Here is a 26,549-nt window from a genome sequence, read left to right as displayed (position 1 = left end):
ATATGGAGCATATACATGGCGTGGAATCAGCCCGGTAATAACGGACAAGACCGCGACCCGTGGGGAAGCAGCAATAATCAAGGCGGCAACTCTGGGGGAAATGGCAACAAAGGTGGTCGCGAGCAGGGGCCGCCGGATCTGGATGATATCTTCCGCAAACTGAGCAAAAAGCTTGGTGGCCTTGGCGGAGGAAAAGGTTCTGGCTCGGGTGGCAATTCCACTCAGAGTCCGCGCCCGCCAATGGGTGGCCGCGTGGTGGGCATTGTCGCCGCTGCGGTGGTAATCATCTGGGCAGCCAGCGGGTTCTACACCATTAAAGAAGCAGAACGCGGCGTGGTCACCCGTTTCGGTAAGTTCAGCCATCTGGTTGAACCGGGCCTGAACTGGAAGCCAACCTTCATTGATGACGTGACCGCGGTTAACGTGGAGTCCGTCCGTGAACTGGCCGCCTCTGGCGTGATGTTGACCTCTGACGAGAACGTGGTGCGCGTTGAGATGAACGTACAGTACCGCGTGACCGATCCGGAACGTTATCTGTTTAGCGTGACCAGCGCCGATGACAGCCTGCGTCAGGCAACCGACAGCGCCCTGCGTGGCGTGATCGGCAAATACACCATGGACCGTATCCTGACCGAAGGTCGTACCGTTATTCGTAGCGATACCCAGCGTGAGCTGGAAGAGACCATCCGTCCGTACAACATGGGTATCACCCTGCTGGACGTCAACTTCCAGGCTGCACGTCCGCCGGAAGAGGTGAAAGCGGCGTTTGACGATGCGATTGCCGCGCGTGAAAACGAACAGCAGTACATCCGTGAAGCGGAAGCGTACACCAACGAAGTTCAGCCGCGTGCAAACGGTCAGGCGCAGCGTATTCTGGAAGAAGCGCGTGCGTATAAGACCCAGACCATCCTGGAAGCACAGGGTGAAGTGGCTCGCTTCGCGAAGATCCTGCCGGAATATAAAGCCGCGCCGGAAATTACCCGTGAGCGTCTCTATATCGAGACCATGGAAAAAGTGCTGAGCCATACGCGTAAAGTGCTGGTTAACGACAACAAAGGCGGAAACCTGATGGTCCTGCCGCTGGATCAGATGCTGAAAGGCGGTTCTGCACCGGCAGCAAAAGACAACAGCGGTGCGAACAACCTGCTGCGTCTGCCACCGGCCTCGTCTGGCAGCGCCAGCGCGAACACAACGCCTTCTTCGAACGATGGTGACATTATGGACCAACGCCGTGCTAACGCGCAGCGTAACGACTACCAGCGTCAGGGGGAATAAGGATGCGTAAGTCAGTTATTGCGATCATCATCATCGTACTGGTCGTGCTCTACACCTCCATCTTTGTGGTGAAAGAGGGCGAACGTGGGATCAAGTTCCAGTTCAGCAGCGTCGTGCGTGACGGCGACAAGCGTCCGGTGATTTATGAGCCGGGTCTGCACTTCAAGATCCCGTTCATTCAGTCAGTGAAAACGCTCGATGCGCGTATCCAGACCATGGATAACCAGGCCGATCGTTTCGTGACCAAAGAGAAGAAAGACCTGATCGTTGATTCCTATATCAAATGGCGCATCAGCGATTTCAGCCGCTACTTCCTGGCAACCGGGGGTGGCGACGTTTCTCAGGCAGAAGTGCTGCTGAAACGTAAGTTCTCTGACCGTCTGCGTTCTGAAATTGGTCGTCTGGATGTGAAAGACATCGTGACCGACTCCCGTGGCCGTCTGACGCTGGAAGTGCGTGATGCGCTGAACTCCGGCTCTGCGGGCACCGAGGATGAAGTTGAAACCCCGGCGGCAGACGATGCGATTGCCAAAGCGGCTGAACGTGTTCAGGCTGAAACCAACGGTAAAGTGCCGGTGATCAACCCGAACAGTATGGCGGCACTGGGCATCGAAGTGGTTGACGTGCGCATCAAGCAGATCAACCTGCCAGCGGAAGTGTCCGAGGCGATCTACAACCGTATGCGCGCCGAGCGTGAAGCGGTAGCCCGTCGTCACCGTTCACAGGGTCAGGAAGAAGCGGAAAAACTGCGCGCGGCAGCGGACTATGAAGTCACCAAGACGCTGGCGGAATCTGAGCGCCAGGGTCGTATCCTGCGCGGTGAAGGTGATGCCGAAGCGGCGAAACTGTTTGCTGATGCATTCAGCCAGGATCCAGACTTCTATGCCTTCATCCGTAGCCTTCGCGCTTACGAGAATAGCTTCAAGAGCAACCAGGATGTGATGGTGCTCAGCCCGGACAGCGATTTCTTCCGTTATATGAAGACGCCGACCAACGCAACGCGATAAACTCAGGCTCGTTTGAGTATTCAAACCACCGCTCTTCACGGAGCGGTGGTTTTCTTTTTATAAGGATGAAAAATTAACTCCACGATCTGGCTCGCACTGGCCCTTGTTTTGGTGCTGGAAGGCCTCGGCCCGATGCTCTATCCGCGCGCATGGCGCCGGATGATCGCGACAATGAGCCAACTCCCGGACAATATTTTGCGTCGTTTTGGCGGTGGTCTTGTGGTTGCCGGTATCGTTATCTACTACATGTTGAGGAAAACGATTGGCTGATCAAAAACTAACCGCAATTGGCATATTTTAGGGTCAAAAAGTGCTGTATATCTGAAAAAGCGATGGTAGAATCCATTTTTAAGCAAACGGTGATTTTGAAAAAATGGGTAACAACGTCGTCGTACTGGGCACCCAATGGGGTGACGAAGGTAAAGGGAAGATTGTTGATCTTCTGACTGAACGGGCCAAATATGTTGTACGCTACCAGGGCGGTCACAACGCGGGCCATACTCTCGTAATCAACGGTGAAAAAACCGTCCTCCATCTTATTCCATCAGGCATTCTTCGCGAAAACGTCACCAGCATCATCGGTAACGGCGTTGTGCTGTCTCCCGCTGCGCTGATGAAAGAGATGAAAGGTCTGGAAGACCGTGGTATCCCTGTTCGTGAGCGTCTGCTGCTCTCCGAAGCCTGCCCGCTGATCCTGGATTATCACGTGGCGCTGGACGTGGCGCGTGAAAAAGCGCGTGGCGCGAAAGCGATCGGCACCACCGGTCGTGGTATCGGCCCCGCTTACGAAGATAAAGTGGCTCGTCGCGGTCTGCGCGTGGGTGACCTCTTCGACAAAGCGACCTTCGCTGAAAAACTGAAAGAAGTGATGGAATATCACAACTTCCAGCTGGTGAACTTCTACAAAGCCGAAGCCGTTGACTACCAGAAAGTGCTGGATGACGTCATGGCGATTGCTGATATTCTGACCGGTATGGTTGTTGATGTGTCCGATCTGCTGGACCAGGCGCGCAAGCGTGGCGATTTCGTCATGTTTGAAGGTGCGCAGGGTACGCTGCTGGACATCGACCACGGTACCTATCCGTACGTAACGTCCTCTAACACCACCGCGGGTGGCGTGGCAACCGGCTCCGGTCTGGGCCCGCGTTATGTCGATTACGTTCTGGGCATCATCAAAGCGTACTCCACTCGCGTGGGTGCAGGTCCATTCCCGACCGAACTGTTTGATGAGACCGGCGAGTTCCTCTGCAAGCAGGGTAACGAGTTTGGCGCGACCACCGGTCGTCGTCGTCGTACCGGCTGGCTGGACGCCGTTGCCGTACGTCGCGCAGTGCAGATCAACTCCCTGTCTGGCTTCTGCCTGACCAAGCTGGACGTACTGGACGGCCTGAAAGAAGTAAAAATCTGCGTAGGCTACCGTATGCCTGATGGCCGCGAAGTGACCACCACTCCGCTGGCTGCTGACGACTGGGAAGGCATTGAGCCAATTTACGAAACCATGCCGGGCTGGTCTGAGACCACATTTGGTGTGAAAGAGCGTAGTGGCCTGCCAAAAGCCGCGCTGGACTACATCAAGCGCATTGAAGAACTGACCGAAGTGCCGATCGATATTATTTCTACCGGCCCGGATCGTACTGAAACGATGATCCTGCGCGACCCGTTCGACGCATAATCTTCGTGACTGCTGGCCTGCGGGGAAACCCGTAGGCCGGATAAGCGCAGCGCCATCCGGCGACCGCTCCTGGATCTCCGCTTTTTCGCCCCGTCTGTCAAATAAATTAGCCGCTAACTATCTGGCTGGTTTATCATCATTAATGAATATCTCTGCGGTTTGACCGCGTTTTCCCTTTTTCCTGAGGTTGATGTGCAGTTAACAAGTTTCACCGATTACGGCTTACGCGCGCTGATTTACATGGCGTCGTTACCCGATGGGAAGATGACCAGCATCTCTGAAGTCACAGAGGTGTACGGTGTGTCCCGTAATCATATGGTCAAAATAATCAATCAACTTAGTCGTGCCGGATACGTTGCTGCCGTCCGCGGGAAGAATGGAGGGATCCGTCTCGGTAAACCGGCGCAGAGTATCCGTATTGGCGATGTGGTACGTGAACTGGAGCCGCTCTCTCTGGTGAACTGTAGCAGCGCGTTCTGCCACATTACGCCCGCTTGCCGCCTGAAACAGGCGCTTTCAAAGGCCGTGCAAAGTTTTCTCAAGGAACTGGATAACTACACGCTGGCCGATTTGGTTGAAGAGAATCAACCGCTTTATAAATTATTGCTGGTGGAATGAAGAAAATTTCCACCGGAGCTGACAACGGAGGAACCGACATGTCACAAGATCCTTTCCAGGAACGCGAAGCCGAAAAATACGCGAATCCTATCCCCAGCCGCGAGTTCATCATTGAACACTTAACAAAACGCGAAAAACCCGCCAATCGTGAAGAACTTGCCGTTGAACTGAACATTGAAGGTGAAGAGCAAATTGAAGCCCTTCGCCGCCGCCTGCGCGCCATGGAACGTGACGGGCAACTTGTCTTTACTCGTCGCCAGTGCTACGCGCTGCCAGAACGCCTCGACCTGCTGAAAGGCACCGTTATTGGTCATCGCGATGGCTTCGGCTTCCTGCGCGTGGAAGGCCGTAAAGACGACCTGTACCTCTCATCCGAACAGATGAAGATGTGTATTCACGGCGACCAGATCCTGGCGCAGCCGCTGGGTGCAGACCGTAAAGGCCGCCGCGAAGCGCGCGTGGTCCGCGTGCTGGTGCCGAAAACCAGCCAGATCGTTGGCCGTTACTTTACCGATGCGGGCGTAGGCTTTGTGGTGCCGGACGACAGCCGTCTGAGTTTCGACATTCTCATCCCGCCTGAAGAGGTGATGGGCGCACGCATGGGCTTTGTGGTGGTGGTGGAACTCACCCAGCGCCCAACCCGTCGCACCAAAGCGGTGGGTAAAATCGTCGAAGTGCTGGGCGATAACATGGGCACCGGCATGGCCGTCGATATGGCGCTGCGTACCCATGAAATTCCGTATGTCTGGCCGAAAGCGGTTGAAGATCAGATTGAAAACCTGCGTGAAGAAGTGCCGGAAGAGTCCAAAGCAGGCCGCGTGGATCTGCGCGATCTGCCGCTGGTCACCATTGATGGTGAAGACGCCCGTGACTTCGATGATGCCGTATATTGCGAGAAAAAACGCGGTGGCGGCTGGCGTCTGTGGGTGGCTATCGCGGATGTGAGCTATTACGTGCGTCCGCACACGCCGCTGGATAACGAAGCGCGCAGCCGCGGTACGTCGGTCTACTTCCCGTCGCAGGTTGTACCGATGCTGCCAGAAGTGCTCTCCAACGGCCTGTGTTCCCTCAACCCGCAGGTGGACCGCCTGTGTATGGTCTGCGAGATGACCATCTCCAGCAAGGGACGTCTGACGGGCTATAAGTTCTACGAAGCGGTGATGAGTTCTCATGCGCGCCTGACCTATACCAAGGTCTGGCATATGTTGCAGGGCGATCAGGATCTTCGCGAACAGTACGCGCCGCTGGTCAAACACATCGAAGAGCTGCACAACCTCTACAAAACGCTGGATCAGGCGCGCGAAGAGCGCGGTGGGATCTCGTTTGAGAGTGAAGAGGCGAAGTTTATCTTTAACGCTGAGCGTCGTATCGAGCGTATCGAACAGACTCAGCGTAACGATGCGCACAAGCTGATTGAAGAGTGTATGATCCTGGCGAATATCTCGGCGGCACGTTTCGTTGAGAAAGCCAAAGAGCCTGCGCTGTTCCGTATTCACGACAAGCCAACCACGGAGGCCGTAACCTCGTTCCGCTCCGTGCTGGCTGAACTCGGTCTGGAGCTGCCTGGCGGTAATAAGCCTGAGCCACGCGATTACGCCGAGCTGCTGGAATCCATCAGCGATCGTCCTGACGCGGAAATGCTGCAAACCATGCTGCTGCGCTCCATGAAGCAGGCGATTTACGATCCTGAAAACCGGGGCCACTTTGGTCTGGCGTTACAGTCGTACGCGCACTTTACCTCGCCGATCCGCCGTTATCCGGATCTGTCCCTGCACCGTGCGATCAAGTATCTGCTGGCGCACGAGCAGGGTCATAAAGGCAACACGACCGAAACCGGAGGGTATCACTACTCCATGGACGAGATGTTGCAACTGGGCCAGCATTGTTCCATGACCGAGCGTCGTGCGGATGAAGCGACGCGCGACGTGGCGGACTGGCTGAAGTGTGACTTTATGCTGGATCAGGTGGGTAACGTCTTTAAAGGCGTGATTGCCAGCGTCACCGGCTTTGGCTTCTTCGTGCGTCTGGATGAGCTGTTTATCGACGGTCTGGTGCACGTTTCCAGCCTCGATAACGATTACTACCGCTTCGACCAGGTCGGACAACGTCTGATCGGCGAATCCGGTGGTCAGACCTACCGTCTGGGCGATCGGGTGGAAGTGAAGGTTGAAGCCGTGAATATGGACGACCGTAAAATCGACTTCAGCCTCATCTCCAGCGAGCGTGCTCCGCGTAACGTCGGGAAAACCGAGCGTGAGAAAGCGAAAAAAGGCGGTAACGGTAAAGCGGGCGGTAAGCGACGTCAGGCAGGTAAAAGAGTAAACTTTGAGCCAGACAGTGCTTTCCGTGGCGAGAAGAAACAGAAGCCCAAGGCGGCGAAAAAAGACGCTCGTAAAGCGAAAAAACCGTCGACCAAGACCCAAAAAATAGCGGCCGCGACCAAAGCGAAGCGCGCGGCGAAGAAACAGCAGGCGGAGTAATTTCCCCTCACCCTGACCCTCTCCCCAACGGGAGAGGGAAAATATTTATTACGAGAACCATCAATGAGTGAAATGATTTACGGCATCCACGCGGTGCAGGCCCTGCTGGAGCGCGCGCCGGAGCGTTTTCAGGAAGTTTTTATTCTGAAAGGGCGTGAAGACAAACGTCTGATGCCGCTGATCCACGCGCTGGAAGCGCAGGGCGTAGTGATCCAGCTGGCGAACCGCCAGTATCTGGATGAAAAAAGCGAAGGTGCTGTACACCAGGGCATTATCGCGCGCGTGAAGCCAGGCCGTCAGTATCAGGAGAACGATCTGCCGGATCTGATCGCCGGGCTGGAGAACCCGTTCTTCCTGATCCTCGATGGCGTAACCGACCCGCATAACCTGGGCGCGTGCCTGCGTAGCGCCGATGCAGCAGGCGTGCATGCGGTGATTGTGCCAAAAGATCGCTCCGCGCAGCTTAACGCTACCGCTAAAAAAGTCGCCTGCGGCGCGGCGGAAAACGTCCCGTTAATCCGCGTGACTAACCTGGCGCGCACCATGCGTCTGTTGCAGGAAGAAAATATCTGGATCGTAGGAACAGCCGGTGAAGCGGATCACACCCTGTACCAGAGCAAAATGACCGGCCGTATGGCGCTGGTGATGGGAGCGGAAGGCGAAGGTATGCGTCGTCTGACGCGCGAGCACTGCGATGAGCTGATCAGCATCCCAATGGCGGGCAGCGTATCGTCCCTGAACGTTTCTGTTGCGACGGGTATCTGCCTGTTTGAAGCGGTGCGTCAGCGCGGGTAGCCTGTTGTGCCGGGTGGCGGCTTCGCCTTACCCGGCCTACAAAAGCATGGTACCGTAGGCCCGGTAAGCGCAGCGCCACCGGGCAACAATCTCACTCCTCTAACGACCGTAAATGGTCATCCTTTCTCAGCGTCATCAGCGCGAAAATACTCACCACCGCCGTTGCCATCACGTAGTACGCCGGAATATCCAGATTGCCCGTCTCTTTAATCAGCCCGGTAATGATCAGCCCCGCACAGCCCGAGAAGATCGCATTCGACAGAGAATAGGCCAGCCCCAGCCCGGTATAACGCACGCGCGTCGGGAACATCTCAGACAGCATTGCCGGCCCCGGCCCTGCCAGCATCCCAACCAGACCCCCCGCAATCAGCACCACAATCGCTTTGACTGCCAGCGTACTGGATTCCGCCTGCAAAATTTTCAGCAGCGGCAGGGCGAGGATCAGCAGGAGCACGGTGGCGATAATCATCACCGTGCGCCGCCCGATCCTGTCGCTCAGCATGCCCGACGGAATGATCGTGAGCGCAAACCCAATGTTAGAAATCACCGCAATCAGTAACGCCTGGTTAAAACCGGTGTGCAGCGCAGATTGCAGATAGGTCGGCATAATCACCAGATAGGTATAACCCGCCGCAGACCAGACCATCACGCGGCCAATGCCCATCAGGATGGTTTTGAACGTGGCGGCGGTGCTGGCCTGAGTAACAACCGGTTTTTCCCGTTGCTGCACAAAGCTCGGCGTCTCTTCCATGCTCACCCGCAGCCATAGCGCGACCGCACCCATCGGCAGCGCCAGGAAGAACGGAATGCGCCAGCCCCAGTCGTGCAAGGCTTCAGGGGAGAGCAGGGCAGAGAGCAACGCGACAATGCCTGCGCCCGCTAACAGCCCGAGCGCCACGGTGAAGGACTGCCATGCCCCGTAAAGACCGCGCTTGCCGCGCGGGGCGAACTCCGTCATCAACGAGACCGCACCGCCATACTCGCCGCCCGCGAACAGTCCTTGCAGAATACGCAGGAGCGTAACGATCAGCGGCGCGGCAATCCCAATACTGGCGTAGACCGGCACCATACCGATGGCAGCGGTGGCGAGCGTCATCAATACCAGCACAATAATCAGCGTCGGTTTGCGGCCAATCCTGTCGCCAATCCGGCCAAAGACCACCGCACCCAGCGGACGGAAGAAGAACGCGATGGCGAACGAGGCCCAGGTGAGGATCAGGCTGGTGAGCTCCGCTTCCCCCTCAAGCTGGAAGAAGTTTCTGGCAATCACCGTTGCCAGAAAACCGTAGACCGCAAATTCATACCACTCGATGAAATTACCGATGGAGCCTGCAATTAATGCACGCTTGTGCGCATCCTGTTGCATAACGATCCTCACATAAACGGGGTAAGAATAAATTATTCAGCATTAGTGAAGTAATGAAATAGTTTATTCTTATGTTCTGTGAGCTATTTCACGAAAGATATCAACACGATCGTCACCGTGTGAGCCCCCTCCCATGCAGCGTGCATGCCCTCTGTCCATACTTACCTTTATTGCCAATGAAAGGAGGGAGACAGCATGCACTGGCAGACACATACCGTTTTTAATCAACCTGCACCGCTATCGAACAGCAACCTTTTTCTCTCTGATTGCGCCCTGCGCGATGCGGTAGCGCGCGAAGGGGCTGAGTGGGATGTGGATCTTCTTGCCAGCATCGGACAGCAGTTGGGTACGGCGGAGTCGCTGGAGCTGGGCAGGCTGGCGAACGTTAATCCGCCGGAGCTGCTGCGTTATGACGCCACGGGAGAGCGGCTGGACGACGTCCGCTTTCATCCGGCATGGCATCTTCTGATGCAGGGGCTTTGCGCCAACCGGGTGCACAACCTGGCGTGGGAGGAGGAGGCGCGGAAAGGATCGTTCGTCGCCCGGGCCGCGCGTTTTGTGCTGCATGCTCAGGTGGAGGCGGGAACGCTATGCCCGGTGACCATGACCTTCGCCGCCACGCCGCTGTTGCTACAGTCGCTGCCCAAACCGTTTGACGACTGGTTAACGCCGCTGATGAGCGATCGCTACGATCCCCATCTCGCACCGGGGGCGCAAAAGCGCGGCCTGCTGATCGGCATGGGGATGACGGAAAAGCAGGGCGGTTCGGACGTACTCAGTAATACCACCAAAGCAGAGAAATGCAGTGATGGCAGTTACCGGCTGGTGGGGCACAAATGGTTTTTCTCCGTGCCGCAGAGCGATGCGCATCTGGTGCTGGCGCAGGCGAAGGGCGGGCTTTCCTGCTTTTTTGTTCCGCGTTTTTTACCCGACGGGCAACGTAATGCCGTGCGCCTTGAGCGTCTGAAGGACAAGCTCGGTAACCGTTCAAATGCCAGCAGTGAGGCTGAGTTCCTTGATGCTTACGGCTGGCTGCTGGGCGAAGAGGGTGAAGGTGTCCGGCAAATTCTGAAGATGGGCGGGCTGACGCGCTTTGACTGTGCGCTTGGCAGCCACGGATTGATGCGCCGTGCGCTCTCGGTGGCGCTTTATCATGCCCATCAGCGGCAGACCTTCGGCAAAAATCTGATCGACCAGCCGTTAATGCGCGACGTGCTAAGCCGTATGGCGCTGGTGCTGGAGGGACACACGGCACTGCTGTTCCGACTCGCCCGGGCGTGGGACAACCGCACCGACCCGCAGGAGGCCGCATGGGCGCGGCTTTTCACTCCGGCGGCAAAATACAGCGTCTGCAAAGCGGGCATACCGTTTGTGGCAGAGGCAATGGAGGTGCTGGGCGGTGCAGGCTATTGCGAAGAGAGTGAACTTCCGCGGTTGTACCGTGAAATGCCCGTCAACAGCATCTGGGAAGGCTCTGGCAATATTATGTGCCTGGATGTACTGCGCGTGCTGGCGAAGCAGTCGGGCATTCTCGACCTGCTCGCCGATGATTTCGCGCAGGTCAAAGGTCAGGACAGGCACTTCGATCGCAGCTGGCGGCAGCTACAGCAGAAGCTGCGTAAACCGCAGGAAGCGCAGGGCAGGGAGATCGCGCGGCAGCTCTTTTTACTCGGGGCCGGAAGCCAGATGCTGCGGCACGCATCGCCGCCCGTGGCGCAGGCGTGGTGCCGCATGATGCTGGATACCCGAGGCGGCACGCTGATGAGCGAACAGGTGCAAAACGACCTGCTGCTGCGCGCCACGGGCCGGGTCGGTTAAGCCTTCAGCTGGAACAGGCTCACCAGCCGGGTGAGATGTGAACCCTTCTCGCGCAGCGTCTGTGCCGTCTGCTCGCTGCGCGAGATGCGATCGGCATTGATGTGCGATGCCTCACCGATGTGCGTCATCGCCAGATTCACCTGACCAATCCCCGCAGACTGCTCGCGGGAGGCGTGGTTGATTTCGGTGACAAGCTGGCTGATGTTATCGATATGAACAATGATGGCATCCATCGCCAGACGCGTCTGCTCAGACAGCGCATGGCCTTCGCTCACCTTGTTCAGCGTGTCGCCAATCAGCTGTTCAATCTCTTTTACCGCGTTGGCGCTGCGTGCGGCCAGGGCGCGCACCTCTTGCGCCACCACTGCGAAACCTTTCCCGTGCTCGCCCGCCCGCGCCGCTTCAACCGCCGCATTGAGCGCCAGGATATTGGTCTGGAAAGCGATGGACTCAATCACGCGGGTAATGTCTTCAATGCGTTTCGATGCATCACGAATATCATCCATGGTGGAAACAGCGTGGGTCACCGTCTCTCCACCCTGATGCACCGCGCGTGAGGTTTCCCCCACCAGCTGCTGAGTTTGCTCCATGTTGGCGGCATTTTGCTGCACGGTGGCGGCCAATTGCTCCATGCTGGCGGAGGTCTCCTCAACGCTGCTGGCCTGTTTGTTGATCTGTTCAGAGATCTCGCCGGTGTCTGAAGCCAGCGCGTTAGTCCCCAGATGGATTTCGCTTGCGGCCTCGCGGACCTGCAACACAATTTTTTGCAGGCCGCCCCCGATCCCGTTGATGGCATCAATCAGCTGGCCGACCTCATCCTGGCGGGTTACCGGCAGGCTGGCGCGCAGATCGCCTGCGGCATACTGCCGGGCAAGCGCGATCACTGCGCGTAGTGGGCGGGTTAGCATCCGGCGAATGAGGATAACGAACAGGCCCGCGAAGAGCGCGGATAGCACCACGCCCGCCATCAGGAAGCGATCGCGCAGCGTGGTGACGCTTGAAAGCAGTACGGCTTTATCCACTTCACCCACGATGGTCCAGTTCCAGCCCGGCAGCGGCGTGTAGGCAACTTTGAGCGTACGGCCATCTGCGCTCACGCGCTCCAGCGTGCCGGCTTTATCACTCAGAAGCTGCTGCTGTGTCGCCGTGTCCCAGTTGGGCAGTTTGCCCTCATCGCTGGCATGGAACAGATACTGTCCGCGCGTTTTGCCGCTGCTGCGATCCAGTACAAAGAAGTGGCCGCTCTCGCCCAGACGACGGTTAAGGATTTTCTCGCGCATGACGTTCCACGAATGGGTGATGTCCACACCGACAAAGATAATCCCGATAACCTGGCCTTCCGCATTTTTAACAGGCTGGTACTGCGTGATATAGCGCTTGCCGAACAGCAGCGCGAGGCCACGATAGACCTTCCCTTTGGTGACAGCCGCAAATGCCGGGCTGGTGGTATCAAGAACGGTTCCGATGGCGCGGTCGCCATTCTCTTTGCGCAGCGACGTGGCCACGCGGATAAAATCGTTACCGCTGCGGACAAACAGCGTCGAGATGGCGCCCGTTCGGCTCAGGAAGTCATCAGAAAGCGTATTGTTTTCATGCAACTCCGTTTCGCCGCCTTTCAGCAGAGGAACGGTAAGCCCGTTTATGGTCCGGCTCTGGCTGCTGTCGCTGTTCAGCGGCTGTGGCAAAAAGGTGGTGAACAGACGGGTATAGCTTTCAACCTCTTCGCTCAGGCTGGTGTTGAACATCTCTACCATATCCACCATGCCGGTGGACTGGTTATGCAGGTCTTCAACCGCAAGATCTTCAAGCTGCTGGCTGGCGTTGTGGCTCAACAGAAAAGTGAACAGCAAAAAAAGCGTGGCGACACTTGCACCTGTTAGCAGCGATAGCTTCGTGCCCAGACCTGCCCGGCGGAAAAAGGTGATCATAAATTGCTCATTATTGAAAAGTGATGGCTGTTCAACGGCAGAGCGAAGAGAACGTTTATCTGTTTAATGTAACTGAATGTTACATTTTTGTTTTTATTAAGTTTCGGGAGAGGTAAAAAATTTGCAAAATTGAAAAGCCACTAAAATTAAGTGGCTTTTATCGGAAGGGATTATGCATAAAGAATGGCCTGCACGCGCCAGTGATTAACATGGTTATCTTCCTGCATCTGGACGATGCGATACCAGGATGCGCCCTGTTCATCGGCCTTCAGGGCGACGACACGTTCAACGTCTTGCGGACTTCCCGTGATATTATTGACGGAGATCTGACCAATCTCGTTCAGGCCCGTGACGCAATCCGCGCTGGCAAATTCGGCCGACTGCGCCGTGGTGCTCAGCAGGCCCGCTGAAAGCAATAGCGTCGTTAAAGCAAGGGTTCGTTTCATCGTCAGCTCCTTTTCACGTGTCTCCGGTATCCGCCGGGCAATCCTTCGCGAATAAACTCATTTCCATTGTTGCTGGCATGGAGTTTATTGTGGACAGGAAAATGTCTACGGACGCAAAGCAGTGTAAAAGTCGTTCAAATGATGATGCTTACTTACGGTACAAAATTCCCTGGGCGTACCACTGTCCCGTAATAATGGTTTCATCAATCATCGTGATGACGTAATAATCTGCTTTTGCGGCAACTGCCTGTGCTTCAATTGCGTCTTCTGCATCATCCGGGGAACCACGAACCATCGCGGATACGGTACCCAGGCGTTGTAATCCTTCCGTCTGATTACGACGAATTTCCTGAGGATGATCGGTAACCGGCGGCGCCGGTTCTGGCGTACCCTGCAATATGGAACATCCGCTGAGCAGTGAGACCAGCAATAAAGCCGTAAGCCTGCGCATAAACCTGTCTCTTTTCCTGATAGCCATAGTGTAGTTGTCTGCGAATTTAGTTTTGGGGGAATGTTCCCGAAGTGTTATCTGGGACGTAGATTTCGAATGAAAATATCGTGAAACCGTAATCCAGCTCTCAACATTATGAATCATTCATCAGCACAGGATCGACAATGATTGAAATTGAAACTCGCCAGCTGAGTGGGCATGAAATCATCCATGCTTTTCCGGCTGGTAAAGATGAACAGCCGCTGCCGACGGTAGTTTTCTATCATGGCTTTCTCTCCTCGAAGCTGGTCTACAGCTATTTTGCCGTCGCGCTGGCGCAGGCCGGTTTCCGGGTGGTCATGCCTGATGCGCCGAATCATGGGGCACGCTTTACGGGCGATGAGCAGGCGCGGCTGGGGCTGTTCTGGCAAACGCTGCACGGCAATCTGACCGAGTTCGCCGGGCTGCGTGACGCGCTCTTGCAGGCCGGGCTGGTGGAGGGGAAACGGCTGGCGGTCGCAGGCGCATCAATGGGCGGAATGACGGCGCTGGGGATCATGGCCAGGCATCCGGAGGTGACGTCTGTCGCTTGCCTGATGGGATCGGGCTACTTTACGTCACTGGCAAAGACGCTGTTCCCGCCGCAGGCCCCTCAGGAGATTGAGGCCCTGTTGTCTGAATGGGACGTCAGCCATGCGCTTTCGCAGCTGGCCGATCGTCCGCTGCTTCTGTGGCATGGGGACGCCGATGACGTCGTACCGCCCGGTGAAACGTTCCGCCTGCAACAGGCGCTACAGCGTGAAGGGCTGGACAGCAATCTGACCTGCCTGTGGGGAGCAGGTGTCCGGCACCGTATTACCCCGGCCGCGCTGGAGTCAACCGTGGAATTCTTCCGTCAGCACCTTTAAACGCGCAGCACTGTGACACCCTGATCCTCCAGCTTGCTGAGGATCTCGGGGTTGGCGTTTTTGCCGGTGATCACCATGCTGATTTGCTCGGCGCGGCTGAAAAGCATGCCGGCGCGTTCACCGACCTTGCTGCTGTCGACCAGCACCACCAGCTTGCCCACCACGTTAAGCATGTTCTGCTCTGCCATTGCGGTGAGCATATCGGTTTTATACAGGCCATCCGCCGTCAGGCCTTTGCCGCTGGTAAACATCCAGTGCCCGGCGTAGAGGCTGTTTTCACTGTCCTGCGGGCTCAGGGTGATGGACTGGCTCTTGTTATACTGGCCGCCCATGATCACCACGCTTTCATGTTCCTGGTCGATGAGATAGTTGGCCAGCGGCAGATAGTTGGTAATGATTTGCACCGGCTTGCCGCACATCTCACGGCCCAGCAGAAACGCCGTCGAACCGCAGTTGATTACCACGCTCTCCCCAGGATTCACCAGCTGTGACGCCGCTCTGGCAATCCGCACCTTTTCATCGTGATTCTGCGCCTGGTGGATGTTCATCGGCGTCCAGCGTGGACGCTGCTGGCTGATGGCCTCTGCGCCGTTGCGGACTTTTTTCAGCTTGCCGCTCTCATCCAGCTTGTTGATGTCCCGCCGCGCGGTAGCGGGGGAAATCCCTAAACGTTCGATCACTTTCTCGACGGTGATAAACCCTGTTTGCGCCAGGAGTTCCAGTAAAATTTGATGCCGTTGCGCTTCCGTCATGAGCTATTCCGATAAGAATTGATTTGAAAAGATGATATTTGAAATAGCGTGAAATTACTAAGATAAATATGACATCGCCAGACGCAAGGTCTGGCGATTGGGCCTCAGAATCAGAGGAAGGATTTGAACGGCAGATCGGGTTCAATCGTAAAGCAATCATCGAAACCACGCGGGTAGTGGTACTCAAGATTGTCTTTATCCAGCGGCCAGGTGAACTTGCCGCCAACCTGCCAGATGAACGGCTTGAAGCCATACTTGAGGCGGTCTTTTTTCATCTCCCACAGGACGCGGATCTCTTGCGGATCGGCCTGGAAGTTTGACCAGATATCGTGGTGGAACGGGATCACCACTTTGGTGTTTAGCGCTTCGGCCATACGCAGCATGTCTGCGCTGGTCATTTTGTCGGTGATCCCGCGCGGGTTTTCACCGTAAGAGCCAAGCGCCACGTCAATCTGATGCTCGTTACCGTGCTTCGCGTAATAGTTGGAGTAGTGGGAGTCACCGCTGTGATACAGGGAACCGCCAGGCGTTTTGAACAGGTAGTTCACCGCGCGCTCATCCATCCCGTCTGGCAGTACGCCTGCGGCTTTCTGGTCGGCAGGCAGGGTGATCAGCGCGGTACGGTCAAAGGCATCCAGCGCGTGAATTTCAATGTCTTTGATTTTCACTACGTCGCCCGGCTTCATCACGATGCAGCGCTCTTTTGGCACGCCCCAGCCAATCCACAAATCCACGCAGGTCTGCGGCCCAATAAACGGTACGTCGTCCGCGCAGTTTTGCATTACCGCTGCCGCCACGTTCACGTCGATATGATCGTTGTGATCGTGGGTAGAGAGTACGGCGTCGATCTGACGAATGGCAAAAGGATCCAGCACGAAAGGCGTGGTGCGCAGGTTCGGCTGGAGCTTTTCAACGCCGGCCATACGCTGCATCTGGTGGCCTTTTTTCATCAGTGGATTGCCGTGGCTCTGTTTGCCGGTGCCGCACCAGAAATCAACACAAATGTTGGCGCCGCCTTCTGATTTCAGCCAGATCCCGGTGCAGCCCAGCCACCACATCGCAAATGTGCCAGGAGCAACCTGTTCCTGCTCGATCTCTTCGTTCAGCCAGCTACCCCACTCCGGAAAGGTACTCAGAATCCATGATTCACGGGTGATGGTTTTCACTTTACTCATCGTTTGACTCCTGGTTTTAATCAAAAGTAATCACTATATGACTTGTCGTGATTAATGCTGGCACTGTTTTAATCGATTTGCAATGGCTGATTTGCGGAAAATTCCCCTCGCCACCTCACAGAAAAAACTTCATGACGTTGTTAAGATAACCGTTATAAATGATTAATGTATTGAAATTTAAGAATTTATTTATTTGTTTGGATTGGTAGTGAAAATCATTACTAATACCATGGAAATAAATTGCGTGATCCGTCACAAATAATCAAATGCAATCTTGTGATGATTATTTGTGATTAATAGAGTGATGACACCAACCACACAGGGATTGCCCCTCGTGTTCTCATTTTCTGGAGAGAGTTATGGAGATCCTCTACAACGTCTTTACCGTGTTCTTTAATCAGGTAATGACCAACGCCCCGCTGTTGCTGGGTATCGTGACGTGCCTGGGGTACATCCTGCTGCGCAAAAGCGTCAGCGTGATTATCAAAGGCACCATCAAAACCATCATTGGTTTTATGCTGTTGCAGGCGGGGTCTGGCATTCTGACCAGCACGTTTAAGCCGGTTGTTGCCAAAATGTCAGAGGTGTACGGCATTAACGGCGCCATCTCTGACACTTACGCGTCCATGATGGCCACCATCGATCGTATGGGGGATGCGTACAGCTGGGTTGGGTATGCGGTACTGCTCGCGCTGGCGCTGAACATCATTTACGTGCTCCTGCGCCGCATCACCGGTATTCGCACCATCATGCTCACCGGGCACATTATGTTCCAGCAGGCGGGGCTGATTGCCGTTTCTCTCTATATCTTCGGCTACCCAATGTGGACCACCGTCATCTGCACGGCAATACTGGTCTCGCTTTACTGGGGCATCACCTCCAACATGATGTATAAGCCAACGCAGGACGTTACGGACGGCTGCGGCTTCTCCATCGGTCACCAGCAGCAGTTCGCTTCCTGGATTGCTTACAAAGTTGCGCCGTACCTGGGCAAAAAAGAGGAGAGTGTTGAAGACCTCAAATTGCCTGGCTGGCTGAATATCTTCCACGACAACATCGTCTCCACGGCAATTGTGATGACCATCTTCTTCGGTGCCATCCTGCTCTCCTTTGGCATTGACGTGGTGCAGGCGATGGCGGGTAAAACCCACTGGACGGTCTATATCCTGCAAACCGGTTTCTCCTTCGCGGTGGCCATTTTCATCATCACCCAGGGCGTGCGTATGTTCGTCGCCGAACTGTCGGAAGCGTTTAACGGCATCTCCCAGCGCCTGATCCCTGGCGCGGTGCTGGCGATTGACTGTGCGGCTATCTATAGCTTTGCGCCAAACGCCGTCGTCTGGGGCTTTATGTGGGGCACCATCGGCCAGCTGATTGCGGTCGGCATCCTGGTGGGCTGTGGCTCCTCAATCCTGATTATTCCTGGCTTTATCCCGATGTTCTTCTCCAACGCCACTATTGGCGTATTTGCTAACCACTTCGGCGGATGGCGCGCAGCGCTCAAGATCTGCCTGGTGATGGGCATGATTGAAATCTTCGGGTGCGTGTGGGCGGTCAAGCTCACCGGCATGAGCGCCTGGATGGGCATGGCGGACTGGTCAATTCTGGCGCCGCCGATGATGCAGGGCTTTGCGTCCGTCGGGCTGGTCTTTATGGCCGTCATCATCTTGATTGCCTTGGCTTATATGTTCTTCGCTGGCCGTTCGCTGCGGGCTGAAGAAGATGCAGAAAAACAAACAGCAGAAGTGTCTGCTCATTAAGGAGTTTCGATTATGACCGTACGTATCCTGGCTGTGTGTGGCAATGGGCAAGGTAGCTCCATGATCATGAAGATGAAAGTGGACCAGTTTTTAACCCAGTCAAACATTGACCACACGGTGAACAGCTGCGCAGTGGGTGAATACAAAAGTGAACTGAATGGCGCGGACATCATCATCGCCTCAACGCACATTGCCGGCGAGATTAGCGTGTCGGGCAACAAATACGTGGTAGGCGTACGCAACATGCTGTCGCCTGCGGATTTCGGACCAAAGCTGCTGGAAGTGATCAAAGAACACTTCCCACAAGACGTGAAGTAAGGATGCCACATGAAACTACGTGATTCGCTGGCAGAGAATAACTCCATCCTTTTACAGGCCGAAGCCAGTACCTGGCAGGAAGCGGTGAAGCTGAGCGTGGATCTGCTGGTTAAGGCGGACATTGTCGAGCCGCGTTATTACCAGGCCATTCTGGATGGCGTGGCGCAGTTTGGACCCTATTTTGTGATTGCCCCGGGGCTGGCAATGCCGCATGGCCGTCCCGAAGAGGGCGTCAAGAAAACCGGTTTTGCGCTGGTGACGTTGAAAAAACCACTGGTGTTCAACCACAAAGATAACGACCCGGTCGACATTCTGATCACCATGGCGGCTGTCGATGCCAACACCCACCAGGAGGTGGGGATCATGCAGATCGTCAATCTGTTTGAGGACGAAGCCAACTTTGACCGTTTACGCGCCTGCCGTACCGCGCAGGACGTGCTGGATTTAATTGATAACGCCACTGCGGCGGCCGTTTAAGAGGAATTGAAAATGTCATTACCAATGTTGCAGGTCGCGCTGGATAACCAGACTCTGTCTCACGCTTACGAAACCACCCGTCTGATTGCGGAAGAAGTGGACATCATCGAAGTCGGCACCATTCTGTGCGTGGGCGAAGGCGTTCGTGCGGTTCGTGACCTGAAGGCGCTCTATCCGCATAAAATCGTGCTGGCGGATGCCAAAATCGCCGACGCGGGCAAAATCCTCTCTCGCATGTGCTTTGAAGCCAACGCCGACTGGGTCACCGTGATCTGCTGTGCGGATATCAACACTGCGAAAGGCGCGCTGGACGTGGCGAAGGAGTTCAACGGCGACGTGCAGATTGAACTGACCGGTTTCTGGACCTGGGAGCAGGCGCAGGAGTGGCGCGAAGCGGGTATCCAGCAGGTGGTTTATCACCGTAGCCGTGATGCGCAGGCCGCAGGCGTGGCGTGGGGCGAAGCCGATATCAGCGCGATCAAACGTCTGGCCGATATGGGCTTCAAAGTGACCGTCACCGGTGGCCTGGCGCTGGAGGATCTGCCGCTGTTCCAGGGTATCCCGATTCACGTCTTTATTGCCGGTCGTAGCATTCGTGATGCTGCGTCTCCGGTGGAAGCGGCGCGTCAGTTCAAACGCTCAATCGCTCAGCTTTGGGGTTAAGGAGCGGGTATGTTGTCAAAACAGGTCCCGCTTGGCATCTATGAAAAGGCACTCCCTGCGGGGGAGTGCTGGCTGGAGCGGTTGCAGCTGGCGAAGCAGCTGGGTTTCGATTTTGTCGAAATGTCTGTGGATGAGACGGACGAGCGTCTTTCTCGCCTGGACTGGCGCCGCGACCAGCGTCTGGCGCTGGTGAGCGCCATTGCCGAAACCGGCGTGCGCGTGCCATCCATGTGCCTGAGCGCTCATCGTCGTTTTCCGCTTGGCAGCGAAGATGATGCTGTACGCGCCGAAGGGCTGGAGATCATGCGTAAAGCCATTCGCTTTGCACAGGATGTCGGCATCCGCGTGATCCAACTGGCGGGTTACGATGTTTACTATCAGGAAGCCAACGATGAAACGCGCCGTCGTTTCCGGGAGGGCCTGAAAGAGAGCGTTGAGATGGCAAGCCGTGCGCAGGTGACGCTGGCGATGGAGATCATGGATTATCCGTTGATGAACTCCATCAGCAAGGCGCTGGGCTATGCGCACTATCTGAACAACCCATGGTTCCAGCTTTATCCGGATATCGGAAACCTGTCGGCATGGGATAACGATGTACAGATGGAGCTTCAGGCGGGCATCGGGCATATCGTGGCGGTGCACGTTAAAGATACCCGTCCTGGCGTGTTTAAAAACGTACCGTTCGGCACCGGGGTGGTGGATTTCGAACGGTGCTTCCAGACGCTCAAACAGACAGGTTATTGCGGGCCTTACCTGATTGAGATGTGGAGCGAAACCGCGGACGACCCGGCGGCAGAAGTGGCGAAAGCCCGGGACTGGGTGCGCGAGCGCATGGCGCGGGCAGGGCTGATGGAGGCGGAACATGCTTAAGCTGAAACAGCAGGTCTTTGAAGCCAATATGGATCTCCCGCGCTATGGACTGGTGACGTTTACCTGGGGCAACGTAAGCGCCATCGATCGCGAGCAGGGGCTAGTGGTGATTAAGCCGAGCGGCGTGGCCTATGACGCCATGAAAGCGGACGATATGGTGGTGGTTGACCTGGAAGGACACGTCGTTGAAGGCAAATGGCGCCCTTCTTCAGATACGGCAACCCACCTGGCGCTGTATCAGCGTTACCCGTCTCTGGGTGGCGTTGTGCATACCCATTCCACGCACGCCACCGCCTGGGCACAGGCCGGGCTGGCGATCCCTGCTTTGGGTACGACGCACGCAGATTACTTCTTCGGCGATATTCCCTGCACGCGAGCGTTAACGCAGGCTGAGGTCGAAGGCGAGTACGAACTTAACACCGGCAGGGTCATTATCGAAACGCTGGGTGAGACGGAACCACTGCATACGCCGGGTATTGTGGTGTACCAGCATGGTCCGTTCTCCTGGGGTAAAGATGCGCATGACGCCGTGCATAACGCGGTGGTGATGGAAGAGGTGGCCAGAATGGCGTGGATTGCGCGCGGCATTAACCCACAGCTTCAGGGCATTGATGATTACCTGATGAACAAGCATTTCATGCGTAAGCATGGCCCGAATGCTTATTACGGGCAGAAGTGAATAAGTGCTCTGGAATACCGAAACAGTTGTAACCGGTGGTATTCCGGAGCCATTCATAAAAAAAGCCCCCGGGCAGGGGGAAAATTATATATGGCTTTGATTTTCGTTGGCTTTCCTGGTGCTAGCGATGTAGCGTTACTGGTAAATATCTGCACTGGCGTGCATATTACCGTTGCTGCCGGGCTCACGTGTCAGCATGACGTGATAGTATTTTGCGCCCTGCGCATCGGTTTCTTCATTAAGCGCCTGATCTGCTTCACTTTCAGTGGCGAAGTTATGATTGATGTAAATAACGCCTAAGCTCTGCACATCATCCATGTTTCTGGCCTGTTGGCTGTCTATTCTGATGGCTGCCTTCGCGTTTGCACTGAGCAAAAGCGCAGCCAAAATGGCGATTGCGATTCTTTTCATGATATGCGCTCCACGACTGCGTGCTGTGATACGGGGTAATGTTCTCCTTCTCTGTTCAGTGTCTCTGATTAAAGTGTAATCGCTACCCGGATTGCGATGGGTGACCATTTCTGATGGTGTTGTTCAAAAAAACAGCGCTTCTGATGAGTGCGATTTTAAATCACCCACTTAGAACAGCTTTACCCTTTGTGCGAATTATTTGTGCAATCAGCTTGAGTTTCCTGGGGGGCGCAAGTATTATGACGCGTCAATTTTTCAGCCGACCTTTAACACGTTCCTTGCCTCCCCGGGCCTCGGCTGACCCAGACAGGAGGCTGAATAATCCGTAAGGAGCAATTCGATGCGTCATTACGAAATCGTTTTTATGGTCCACCCTGACCAGAGCGAACAGGTTCCGGGCATGATCGAGCGTTACTCTGCTGCCATCACTGGTGCAGAAGGCACGATCCACCGTCTGGAAGACTGGGGCCGCCGTCAGCTGGCTTACCCGATCAACAAACTGCACAAAGCACACTACGTTCTGATGAACGTTGAAGCTCCGCAGGAAGTGATCGATGAGCTGGAAACTACCTTCCGCTTCAACGATGCCGTTATCCGCAGCATGGTTATGCGTACCAAACACGCAGTGACCGAAGCATCTCCGATGGTTAAAGCGAAAGACGAGCGCCGTGAGCGTCGCGATGATTTCGCAAACGAAACCGCAGATGATTCTGATGCTGGGGATTCTGAAGAGTAATTTCTGATGACCAACCGTCTGGTGTTGTCCGGCACCGTGTGCAGGCCCCCCCTTCGAAAGGTCAGCCCATCAGGAATTCCGCATTGCCAGTTCGTGCTTGAGCATCGTTCTGTGCAAGAGGAAGCCGGGTTTCACCGGCAGGCGTGGTGCCAAATGCCCGTAATTATTAGCGGACACGAAAACCAGGCCATTACTCACAGTTTAACGGTCGGTAGCGCAGTAATCGTTCAGGGGTTCATTTCTTGCCACAAGGCAAAGAACGGCCTGAGCAAAATGGTTCTGCATGCCGAGCAGATTGATTTGATAGATTCTGGAGACTAGCCATATGGCACGTTATTTCCGTCGTCGCAAGTTCTGCCGTTTCACCGCGGAAGGCGTTCAAGAGATCGACTATAAAGATATCGCAACGCTGAAAAACTACATCACCGAAAGCGGTAAGATTGTCCCAAGCCGTATCACCGGTACTCGTGCAAAATATCAGCGTCAGCTGGCTCGCGCTATCAAACGCGCTCGCTACCTGTCTCTGCTGCCGTACACTGATCGTCATCAGTAATCGGGCACGGTCCATTAATACGACTTTAAGAGGATAAGGTAATGCAAGTTATTCTGCTTGATAAAGTAGCAAACCTGGGCAGCCTGGGTGATCAGGTAAACGTTAAAGCGGGTTACGCTCGTAACTTCCTGGTTCCACAGGGTAAAGCTGTTCCAGCTACTAAGAAAAACGTAGAGTTTTTCGAAGCACGTCGTGCTGAACTGGAAGCCAAACTGGCTGACGTTCTGGCGGCTGCTAACGCTCGCGCTGAAGCAATCAACGCACTGGGCACCGTTACTATCGCGTCTAAAGCTGGCGACGAAGGTAAACTGTTCGGTTCCATCGGTACCCGCGATATCGCTGATGCAGTTACTGCGGCAGGCGTTAAAGTGGCTAAGAGCGAAGTTCGTATGCCGAACGGCGTTCTGCGTACCACTGGTGAGCACGAAGTTGACTTCCAGGTTCACAGCGAAGTGTTCGCTAAACTGGTTGTTAACGTAGTAGCTGAGTAATTTTTTACTCTGCTCGCGTCGAAGCGCCGGCCTTGTGCCGGCGTTTTGCTTTTTAGCGTGACCCTGCGTCATCTTTTGCTCTTGTAAGGTCGCTATTCCTGACGCATTCTCTGATAATAAATTGAAACGCAATTTTATTTATGAGATTTGTCATGGATACTGCTCTGCCCACGCCCGTCTTTGCCCGTCGCAATGTGGCCTATGCCTGCGCCACGCTCTGCTGTCTGCTTTGGGGAAGCTCGTACCCGGCCATTAAAAGTGGCTACGAACTCTTTCAGATCGCGACCGATGATATCCCCTCCAAAGTCGTCTTTGCCGGATACCGTTTTCTGTTTGCCGGCGCGTTGCTGCTGCTTTTTGCCCTGGCCCAGCGAAAGCCGATTGGCAGGCTCACGCCCACGCAGTTTGGCCAGCTCACGATCCTCGGACTGACGCAGACCTCCCTCCAGTACACCTTCTTTTATATCGGCCTGGCCTACACGACCGGGGTGAACGGCTCCATCATGAATGCCACCGGGACCTTCTTCAGCGTGCTGCTGGCGCACTTTATCTACCACAACGACAAACTCAGCTATAACAAAACGCTGGGATGTGTTCTGGGCTTTGCCGGGGTTATGCTGGTGAACTTCCACAGCGGGTTAAGTGAGTTCCAGTTTGTCTGGAAAGGTGACGGATTTGTGGTGCTGGCCGCCTTTATTCTCTCTGCGGCCACGCTTTACGGGAAACGCATTTCCCAGACCGTTGACCCGACGGTGATGACTGGCTGGCAGCTGGGGATAGGCGGGGCGGCACTGGTTGCGGGAGGCTATGCCACGGGCGGGACGCTGGAGGTGCACAGCATGAAAGCCGTCGCCGTGCTGGGGTATCTGACGCTGCTCTCATCCGTGGCGTTCGCCCTGTGGAGCGCGCTGCTGAAAGTAAACCGCGTGAGTATGATTGCCCCGTTCAACTTTGTCATACCTGTAGCAGGGACGGTGCTCTCCGCCATCTTCCTCGGCGAAAACATTCTGGACATCAAATACGCGATTGCGCTGGTGCTGGTCTGCTCGGGGATTTGGTGGGTGAATAAACGGCGTGCCTGAGAACAAAAGTGCCGGGTGGCGGCATCGCCTTACCCGGCCTGGGCCATTAACGTGCTCTGATGAAACTGCCGTCCGGCTGGCGGGTAAACAGTACCTGCTGCCCGTTTCCGGTATCGATCGTTAACCCGGTTACCACCCCGCTGGCATTCTGGCGGATCTGCACCATCTGACCATTTTGCAGGTTGCTGAGCGGTTTGCCTGCCCCCTCGACTTGCGCCATGGCATACACATCCGTTGCTGGCAGATTGTGGTCGCGGAACAGCTGGGCAAGAGTTTTCCCAGGCTCTACGCGATACGAACGCCACTGCTGCTCAATGCCGGTGGGCTGTTGCGCCTGTGGCTCTGAAGGGGCGGCGGCCTGCTCCTGATCTTCCTGAACCGGTTCAGGTTCAACCGGCGCAACCTGGCCCGGATCGTTAGACGGTGTGACCAGCTGCGTCTGCATCGGCTGTGAATCAGGCTGCGGCTGGCTTTGCGACTGGATATCCAGCTCAGCATTCCGGCTGACCGGCGCGGTATCAACGTTGTCACTGCCGGAAGGAAGCAGGAAGCCGATGACGATCAGCAACGCGCCGATAATAATGCCTCTGCGGTGCAAAGGCGGCAGCGGGTCCATGATGCGAAAGTTATCCGGCGCATGCCAGATTTTCGCCAGGGTAGGTTTCAGTTCAAATCGCCCGGGCATGGCTCTCCTCCTGCTCCGCGTCTTTTTATCCTGTCCTGAGAAGTGTAGTTTGCTAACTGCCTGATGGGCGTAACAAAGCCAGCTTTCGTGACATATATTAGGGAAAATCCTGACGGCTACTATTGTTTCCGTTTCGTCGCAGTTTGTCACCTTTACTTAAGACAAAGTTTTACCCATAAGGGCATGGCTGATATGCTGCCCGCTACTTTAAATGTGATGGAAGGAAAACCCATGACCACCCCGACTTTTGACACTATCGAAGCGCAGGCAAGCTACGGCATCGGCTTGCAGGTAGGACAGCAGCTGAGCGAATCCGGCCTGGAAGGTCTGTTACCGGAAGCGCTGGTGGCGGGTATCGCTGACGCGCTGGAAGGCAAGCAGCCCGCTGTGCCGGTTGACGTTGTGCACCGTGCGCTGCGTGAAATCCACGAACGTGCTGACGCCGTACGTCGCGCGCGTTTCGAAGAGATGGCGGCAGAAGGCGTGAAATATCTGGAAGAGAACCGTGAGCGTGAAGGCGTGAACAGCACCGAGTCCGGCTTGCAGTTCCGCGTAATCAATCAGGGTGATGGCGCAATCCCGGCGCGTACCGACCACGTTCGCGTACACTACACCGGTAAGCTGATCGACGGTACCGTGTTCGACAGCTCCGTCGCACGTGGCGAACCGGCTGAGTTCCCGGTCAACGGCGTTATCGCAGGCTGGATCGAAGCCCTGACCCTGATGCCAGTAGGTTCCAAATGGGAACTCACTATCCCGCACAACCTGGCTTACGGCGAGCGTGGCGCTGGCGCGTCCATTCCGCCATTCAGCACCCTGGTGTTTGAAGTCGAGCTGCTGGAAATCCTGTAATCGGTTTTTCTTATTTTCCTCTCTCCGATCGGGGAGAGGAAAATAGCGATAAAACCCGGAGTTACGACGAAATCAACATTTTGTATTGCAAACGAAACTGTTACGTGTATTTTTGTGAGCTGTTTCGCGCTGTATGAGTGATATGACACTCACTTTCAACATATTATTAACATAATATTCAAATCATAGTATTCATCCCGCCGATTCTTACCTACTATCGATTAGTCCTTACACAGGGTCCGTCATTTATTTGGCGTATATAAAGGCCAGAAGAGCCTTAACAACACAGACAGGCATAAACA

The 26,549-nt window shown here is 55.4% G+C and carries 29 protein-coding genes; 21 read left to right on the top strand and 8 right to left on the bottom strand.

The window, feature by feature from the left end; all coding sequences use genetic code 11:
* The first annotated feature begins 15 nt into the window (after positions 1-15).
* The 7 genes from hflK to rlmB all read left to right on the top strand — a co-directional run bounded on the left by hflK (position 16) and on the right by rlmB (position 7,847).
* Positions 16-1,275, top strand: a complete 1,260-nt coding sequence (gene hflK, locus SK62_RS18900; RefSeq protein ID WP_003855992.1) for an FtsH protease activity modulator HflK — start codon at positions 16-18, stop codon at positions 1,273-1,275.
* Positions 1,276-1,277: 2 nt separating this feature from the next.
* A complete protein-coding gene (gene hflC / locus SK62_RS18895) occupies positions 1,278-2,282 on the top strand; it encodes a protease modulator HflC (protein WP_003855994.1) in 1,005 nt (334 codons plus the stop codon).
* 72 nt (positions 2,283-2,354) lie between these two features.
* Positions 2,355-2,552 carry a DUF2065 domain-containing protein gene (locus SK62_RS18890; RefSeq protein WP_003855996.1) on the top strand — a complete coding sequence of 66 codons (198 nt, stop codon included), beginning with the start codon at positions 2,355-2,357 and terminating at the stop codon, positions 2,550-2,552.
* Positions 2,553-2,655: 103 nt separating this feature from the next.
* Positions 2,656-3,954, top strand: a complete 1,299-nt coding sequence (locus tag SK62_RS18885; RefSeq protein WP_003855997.1) for an adenylosuccinate synthase — start codon at positions 2,656-2,658, stop codon at positions 3,952-3,954.
* Between the two features lie 192 nt (positions 3,955-4,146).
* Positions 4,147-4,572 (top strand): nitric oxide-sensing transcriptional repressor NsrR, encoded by a 426-nt coding sequence (gene nsrR, locus SK62_RS18880; RefSeq protein ID WP_003855998.1) that lies wholly within the window; start codon positions 4,147-4,149, stop codon positions 4,570-4,572.
* A gap of 38 nt (positions 4,573-4,610) precedes the next feature.
* Positions 4,611-7,052, top strand: coding sequence for a ribonuclease R (rnr, locus tag SK62_RS18875; protein ID WP_023295804.1), 2,442 nt, complete (start codon positions 4,611-4,613; stop codon positions 7,050-7,052).
* A 63-nt stretch (positions 7,053-7,115) separates the two neighbouring features.
* Positions 7,116-7,847: a 23S rRNA (guanosine(2251)-2'-O)-methyltransferase RlmB gene (rlmB, locus tag SK62_RS18870; protein ID WP_015572470.1), complete on the top strand. Its 732-nt coding sequence runs from the start codon at positions 7,116-7,118 to the stop codon at positions 7,845-7,847.
* Positions 7,848-7,938: 91 nt separating this feature from the next.
* On the opposite strand, the gene SK62_RS18865 is transcribed toward rlmB, so the two are convergent.
* Entirely contained in the window at positions 7,939-9,213 is a 1,275-nt protein-coding gene (locus SK62_RS18865) for an MFS transporter (protein ID WP_039271963.1), read from the bottom strand.
* Positions 9,214-9,408: 195 nt separating this feature from the next.
* Between SK62_RS18865 and SK62_RS18860 the strand changes: the two genes are divergently transcribed.
* Positions 9,409-11,031 (top strand): isovaleryl-CoA dehydrogenase, encoded by a 1,623-nt coding sequence (locus SK62_RS18860; protein ID WP_047718207.1) that lies wholly within the window; start codon positions 9,409-9,411, stop codon positions 11,029-11,031.
* On the opposite strand, the gene SK62_RS18855 is transcribed toward SK62_RS18860, so the two are convergent.
* The 3 genes from SK62_RS18855 to bsmA form a co-directional block, all read right to left on the bottom strand.
* Positions 11,028-12,959 (bottom strand): methyl-accepting chemotaxis protein, encoded by a 1,932-nt coding sequence (locus SK62_RS18855; RefSeq protein WP_015572473.1) that lies wholly within the window; start codon positions 12,957-12,959, stop codon positions 11,028-11,030. The genes SK62_RS18860 and SK62_RS18855 overlap by 4 nt on opposite strands.
* 170 nt (positions 12,960-13,129) lie before the next feature.
* Positions 13,130-13,405: a DUF1471 family protease activator YjfN gene (gene yjfN / locus SK62_RS18850; RefSeq protein WP_017694671.1), complete on the bottom strand. Its 276-nt coding sequence runs from the start codon at positions 13,403-13,405 to the stop codon at positions 13,130-13,132.
* A gap of 148 nt (positions 13,406-13,553) precedes the next feature.
* Positions 13,554-13,883: a biofilm peroxide resistance protein BsmA gene (gene bsmA, locus SK62_RS18845; protein WP_017383949.1), complete on the bottom strand. Its 330-nt coding sequence runs from the start codon at positions 13,881-13,883 to the stop codon at positions 13,554-13,556.
* A gap of 137 nt (positions 13,884-14,020) precedes the next feature.
* On the opposite strand from bsmA, the gene yjfP reads away from it, so the two are divergent.
* The gene (gene yjfP / locus SK62_RS18840) at positions 14,021-14,743 is read left to right on the top strand and encodes an esterase (RefSeq protein WP_015572474.1); all 723 of its coding nucleotides are present in this window, start codon (positions 14,021-14,023) and stop codon (positions 14,741-14,743) included.
* Here yjfP and ulaR read toward each other — a convergent pair.
* Positions 14,740-15,495 (bottom strand): HTH-type transcriptional regulator UlaR, encoded by a 756-nt coding sequence (ulaR, locus tag SK62_RS18835; protein WP_003856014.1) that lies wholly within the window; start codon positions 15,493-15,495, stop codon positions 14,740-14,742. The genes yjfP and ulaR overlap by 4 nt on opposite strands.
* A 110-nt stretch (positions 15,496-15,605) precedes the next feature.
* On the bottom strand, positions 15,606-16,670 hold the full coding sequence (gene ulaG / locus SK62_RS18830) for an L-ascorbate 6-phosphate lactonase (protein ID WP_006810379.1): 1,065 nt from the start codon (positions 16,668-16,670) through the stop codon (positions 15,606-15,608).
* Positions 16,671-17,029: 359 nt separating this feature from the next.
* On the opposite strand from ulaG, the gene ulaA reads away from it, so the two are divergent.
* Genes ulaA through SK62_RS18800 form a run of 6 tightly spaced genes read left to right on the top strand, consistent with a single transcriptional unit; the run spans position 17,030 to position 21,437 of the window.
* The gene (gene ulaA / locus SK62_RS18825) at positions 17,030-18,430 is read left to right on the top strand and encodes a PTS ascorbate transporter subunit IIC (RefSeq protein WP_017694669.1); all 1,401 of its coding nucleotides are present in this window, start codon (positions 17,030-17,032) and stop codon (positions 18,428-18,430) included.
* 12 nt (positions 18,431-18,442) lie between these two features.
* Positions 18,443-18,748: a PTS ascorbate transporter subunit IIB gene (gene ulaB / locus SK62_RS18820; protein ID WP_003856022.1), complete on the top strand. Its 306-nt coding sequence runs from the start codon at positions 18,443-18,445 to the stop codon at positions 18,746-18,748.
* Between the two features lie 9 nt (positions 18,749-18,757).
* The gene (gene ulaC, locus SK62_RS18815) at positions 18,758-19,225 is read left to right on the top strand and encodes a PTS ascorbate transporter subunit IIA (protein WP_047718210.1); all 468 of its coding nucleotides are present in this window, start codon (positions 18,758-18,760) and stop codon (positions 19,223-19,225) included.
* Positions 19,226-19,237: 12 nt separating this feature from the next.
* Positions 19,238-19,888, top strand: a complete 651-nt coding sequence (gene ulaD / locus SK62_RS18810; RefSeq protein ID WP_017694667.1) for a 3-keto-L-gulonate-6-phosphate decarboxylase UlaD — start codon at positions 19,238-19,240, stop codon at positions 19,886-19,888.
* 9 nt (positions 19,889-19,897) lie between these two features.
* The gene (locus tag SK62_RS18805) at positions 19,898-20,758 is read left to right on the top strand and encodes an L-ribulose-5-phosphate 3-epimerase (protein WP_015572478.1); all 861 of its coding nucleotides are present in this window, start codon (positions 19,898-19,900) and stop codon (positions 20,756-20,758) included.
* Positions 20,751-21,437, top strand: a complete 687-nt coding sequence (locus tag SK62_RS18800) for an L-ribulose-5-phosphate 4-epimerase (RefSeq protein ID WP_017383945.1) — start codon at positions 20,751-20,753, stop codon at positions 21,435-21,437. The genes SK62_RS18805 and SK62_RS18800 overlap by 8 nt, the downstream gene beginning before the upstream one ends.
* A gap of 135 nt (positions 21,438-21,572) precedes the next feature.
* Here the strand turns inward: SK62_RS18800 and yjfY are convergent, their stop codons facing one another.
* Entirely contained in the window at positions 21,573-21,848 is a 276-nt protein-coding gene (gene yjfY, locus SK62_RS18795) for a DUF1471 family protein YjfY (protein ID WP_047718211.1), read from the bottom strand.
* A gap of 340 nt (positions 21,849-22,188) precedes the next feature.
* On the opposite strand from yjfY, the gene rpsF reads away from it, so the two are divergent.
* From rpsF to SK62_RS18770, 5 genes are all read left to right on the top strand, one after another.
* A complete protein-coding gene (rpsF, locus tag SK62_RS18790) occupies positions 22,189-22,584 on the top strand; it encodes a 30S ribosomal protein S6 (RefSeq protein ID WP_003856034.1) in 396 nt (131 codons plus the stop codon).
* 6 nt (positions 22,585-22,590) lie between these two features.
* A complete protein-coding gene (gene priB, locus SK62_RS18785) occupies positions 22,591-22,905 on the top strand; it encodes a primosomal replication protein N (protein WP_047718212.1) in 315 nt (104 codons plus the stop codon).
* Between the two features lie 4 nt (positions 22,906-22,909).
* A complete protein-coding gene (gene rpsR / locus SK62_RS18780; protein WP_000135199.1) occupies positions 22,910-23,137 on the top strand; it encodes a 30S ribosomal protein S18 in 228 nt (75 codons plus the stop codon).
* Positions 23,138-23,178: 41 nt separating this feature from the next.
* A complete protein-coding gene (gene rplI / locus SK62_RS18775; protein WP_006810372.1) occupies positions 23,179-23,628 on the top strand; it encodes a 50S ribosomal protein L9 in 450 nt (149 codons plus the stop codon).
* Between the two features lie 152 nt (positions 23,629-23,780).
* Positions 23,781-24,710 (top strand): DMT family transporter, encoded by a 930-nt coding sequence (locus tag SK62_RS18770; protein WP_017383942.1) that lies wholly within the window; start codon positions 23,781-23,783, stop codon positions 24,708-24,710.
* A gap of 46 nt (positions 24,711-24,756) precedes the next feature.
* On the opposite strand, the gene SK62_RS18765 is transcribed toward SK62_RS18770, so the two are convergent.
* Complete coding sequence (locus tag SK62_RS18765; RefSeq protein ID WP_015572481.1) at positions 24,757-25,395, bottom strand: OapA family protein; 639 nt, start codon at positions 25,393-25,395, stop codon at positions 24,757-24,759.
* A gap of 231 nt (positions 25,396-25,626) precedes the next feature.
* Here SK62_RS18765 and fklB point away from each other — a divergent pair, with 231 nt between their 5' ends.
* Entirely contained in the window at positions 25,627-26,247 is a 621-nt protein-coding gene (gene fklB / locus SK62_RS18760; RefSeq protein WP_008502892.1) for an FKBP-type peptidyl-prolyl cis-trans isomerase, read from the top strand.
* The last annotated feature ends 302 nt before the right edge of the window (positions 26,248-26,549 follow it).

Origin of the sequence: Enterobacter sp. BIDMC109 (assembly GCF_001037885.1) — a bacterium.
Lineage (GTDB): Bacteria > Pseudomonadota > Gammaproteobacteria > Enterobacterales > Enterobacteriaceae > Enterobacter > Enterobacter hormaechei_C.
This window is presented reverse-complemented; position numbering and strand designations above follow the sequence as displayed.

What these genes read in the sequence shown, in the direction of transcription:
- hflK (WP_003855992.1), top strand. Translation starts at nt 16, where the DNA reads ATGGCGTGGAATCAGCCCGGTAATAACGGACAAGACCGCGACCCGTGG.
- hflC (WP_003855994.1), top strand. Translation starts at nt 1,278, where the DNA reads ATGCGTAAGTCAGTTATTGCGATCATCATCATCGTACTGGTCGTGCTC.
- SK62_RS18885 (WP_003855997.1), top strand. Translation starts at nt 2,656, where the DNA reads ATGGGTAACAACGTCGTCGTACTGGGCACCCAATGGGGTGACGAAGGT.
- rnr (WP_023295804.1), top strand. Translation starts at nt 4,611, where the DNA reads ATGTCACAAGATCCTTTCCAGGAACGCGAAGCCGAAAAATACGCGAAT.
- rlmB (WP_015572470.1), top strand. Translation starts at nt 7,116, where the DNA reads ATGAGTGAAATGATTTACGGCATCCACGCGGTGCAGGCCCTGCTGGAG.
- SK62_RS18865 (WP_039271963.1), bottom strand. Translation starts at nt 9,213, where the DNA reads ATGCAACAGGATGCGCACAAGCGTGCATTAATTGCAGGCTCCATCGGT.
- SK62_RS18860 (WP_047718207.1), top strand. Translation starts at nt 9,409, where the DNA reads ATGCACTGGCAGACACATACCGTTTTTAATCAACCTGCACCGCTATCG.
- SK62_RS18855 (WP_015572473.1), bottom strand. Translation starts at nt 12,959, where the DNA reads ATGATCACCTTTTTCCGCCGGGCAGGTCTGGGCACGAAGCTATCGCTG.
- yjfN (WP_017694671.1), bottom strand. Translation starts at nt 13,405, where the DNA reads ATGAAACGAACCCTTGCTTTAACGACGCTATTGCTTTCAGCGGGCCTG.
- bsmA (WP_017383949.1), bottom strand. Translation starts at nt 13,883, where the DNA reads ATGGCTATCAGGAAAAGAGACAGGTTTATGCGCAGGCTTACGGCTTTA.
- yjfP (WP_015572474.1), top strand. Translation starts at nt 14,021, where the DNA reads ATGATTGAAATTGAAACTCGCCAGCTGAGTGGGCATGAAATCATCCAT.
- ulaR (WP_003856014.1), bottom strand. Translation starts at nt 15,495, where the DNA reads ATGACGGAAGCGCAACGGCATCAAATTTTACTGGAACTCCTGGCGCAA.
- ulaG (WP_006810379.1), bottom strand. Translation starts at nt 16,670, where the DNA reads ATGAGTAAAGTGAAAACCATCACCCGTGAATCATGGATTCTGAGTACC.
- ulaA (WP_017694669.1), top strand. Translation starts at nt 17,030, where the DNA reads ATGGAGATCCTCTACAACGTCTTTACCGTGTTCTTTAATCAGGTAATG.
- ulaB (WP_003856022.1), top strand. Translation starts at nt 18,443, where the DNA reads ATGACCGTACGTATCCTGGCTGTGTGTGGCAATGGGCAAGGTAGCTCC.
- ulaC (WP_047718210.1), top strand. Translation starts at nt 18,758, where the DNA reads ATGAAACTACGTGATTCGCTGGCAGAGAATAACTCCATCCTTTTACAG.
- ulaD (WP_017694667.1), top strand. Translation starts at nt 19,238, where the DNA reads ATGTCATTACCAATGTTGCAGGTCGCGCTGGATAACCAGACTCTGTCT.
- SK62_RS18805 (WP_015572478.1), top strand. Translation starts at nt 19,898, where the DNA reads ATGTTGTCAAAACAGGTCCCGCTTGGCATCTATGAAAAGGCACTCCCT.
- SK62_RS18800 (WP_017383945.1), top strand. Translation starts at nt 20,751, where the DNA reads ATGCTTAAGCTGAAACAGCAGGTCTTTGAAGCCAATATGGATCTCCCG.
- yjfY (WP_047718211.1), bottom strand. Translation starts at nt 21,848, where the DNA reads ATGAAAAGAATCGCAATCGCCATTTTGGCTGCGCTTTTGCTCAGTGCA.
- rpsF (WP_003856034.1), top strand. Translation starts at nt 22,189, where the DNA reads ATGCGTCATTACGAAATCGTTTTTATGGTCCACCCTGACCAGAGCGAA.
- priB (WP_047718212.1), top strand. Translation starts at nt 22,591, where the DNA reads ATGACCAACCGTCTGGTGTTGTCCGGCACCGTGTGCAGGCCCCCCCTT.
- rpsR (WP_000135199.1), top strand. Translation starts at nt 22,910, where the DNA reads ATGGCACGTTATTTCCGTCGTCGCAAGTTCTGCCGTTTCACCGCGGAA.
- rplI (WP_006810372.1), top strand. Translation starts at nt 23,179, where the DNA reads ATGCAAGTTATTCTGCTTGATAAAGTAGCAAACCTGGGCAGCCTGGGT.
- SK62_RS18770 (WP_017383942.1), top strand. Translation starts at nt 23,781, where the DNA reads ATGGATACTGCTCTGCCCACGCCCGTCTTTGCCCGTCGCAATGTGGCC.
- SK62_RS18765 (WP_015572481.1), bottom strand. Translation starts at nt 25,395, where the DNA reads ATGCCCGGGCGATTTGAACTGAAACCTACCCTGGCGAAAATCTGGCAT.
- fklB (WP_008502892.1), top strand. Translation starts at nt 25,627, where the DNA reads ATGACCACCCCGACTTTTGACACTATCGAAGCGCAGGCAAGCTACGGC.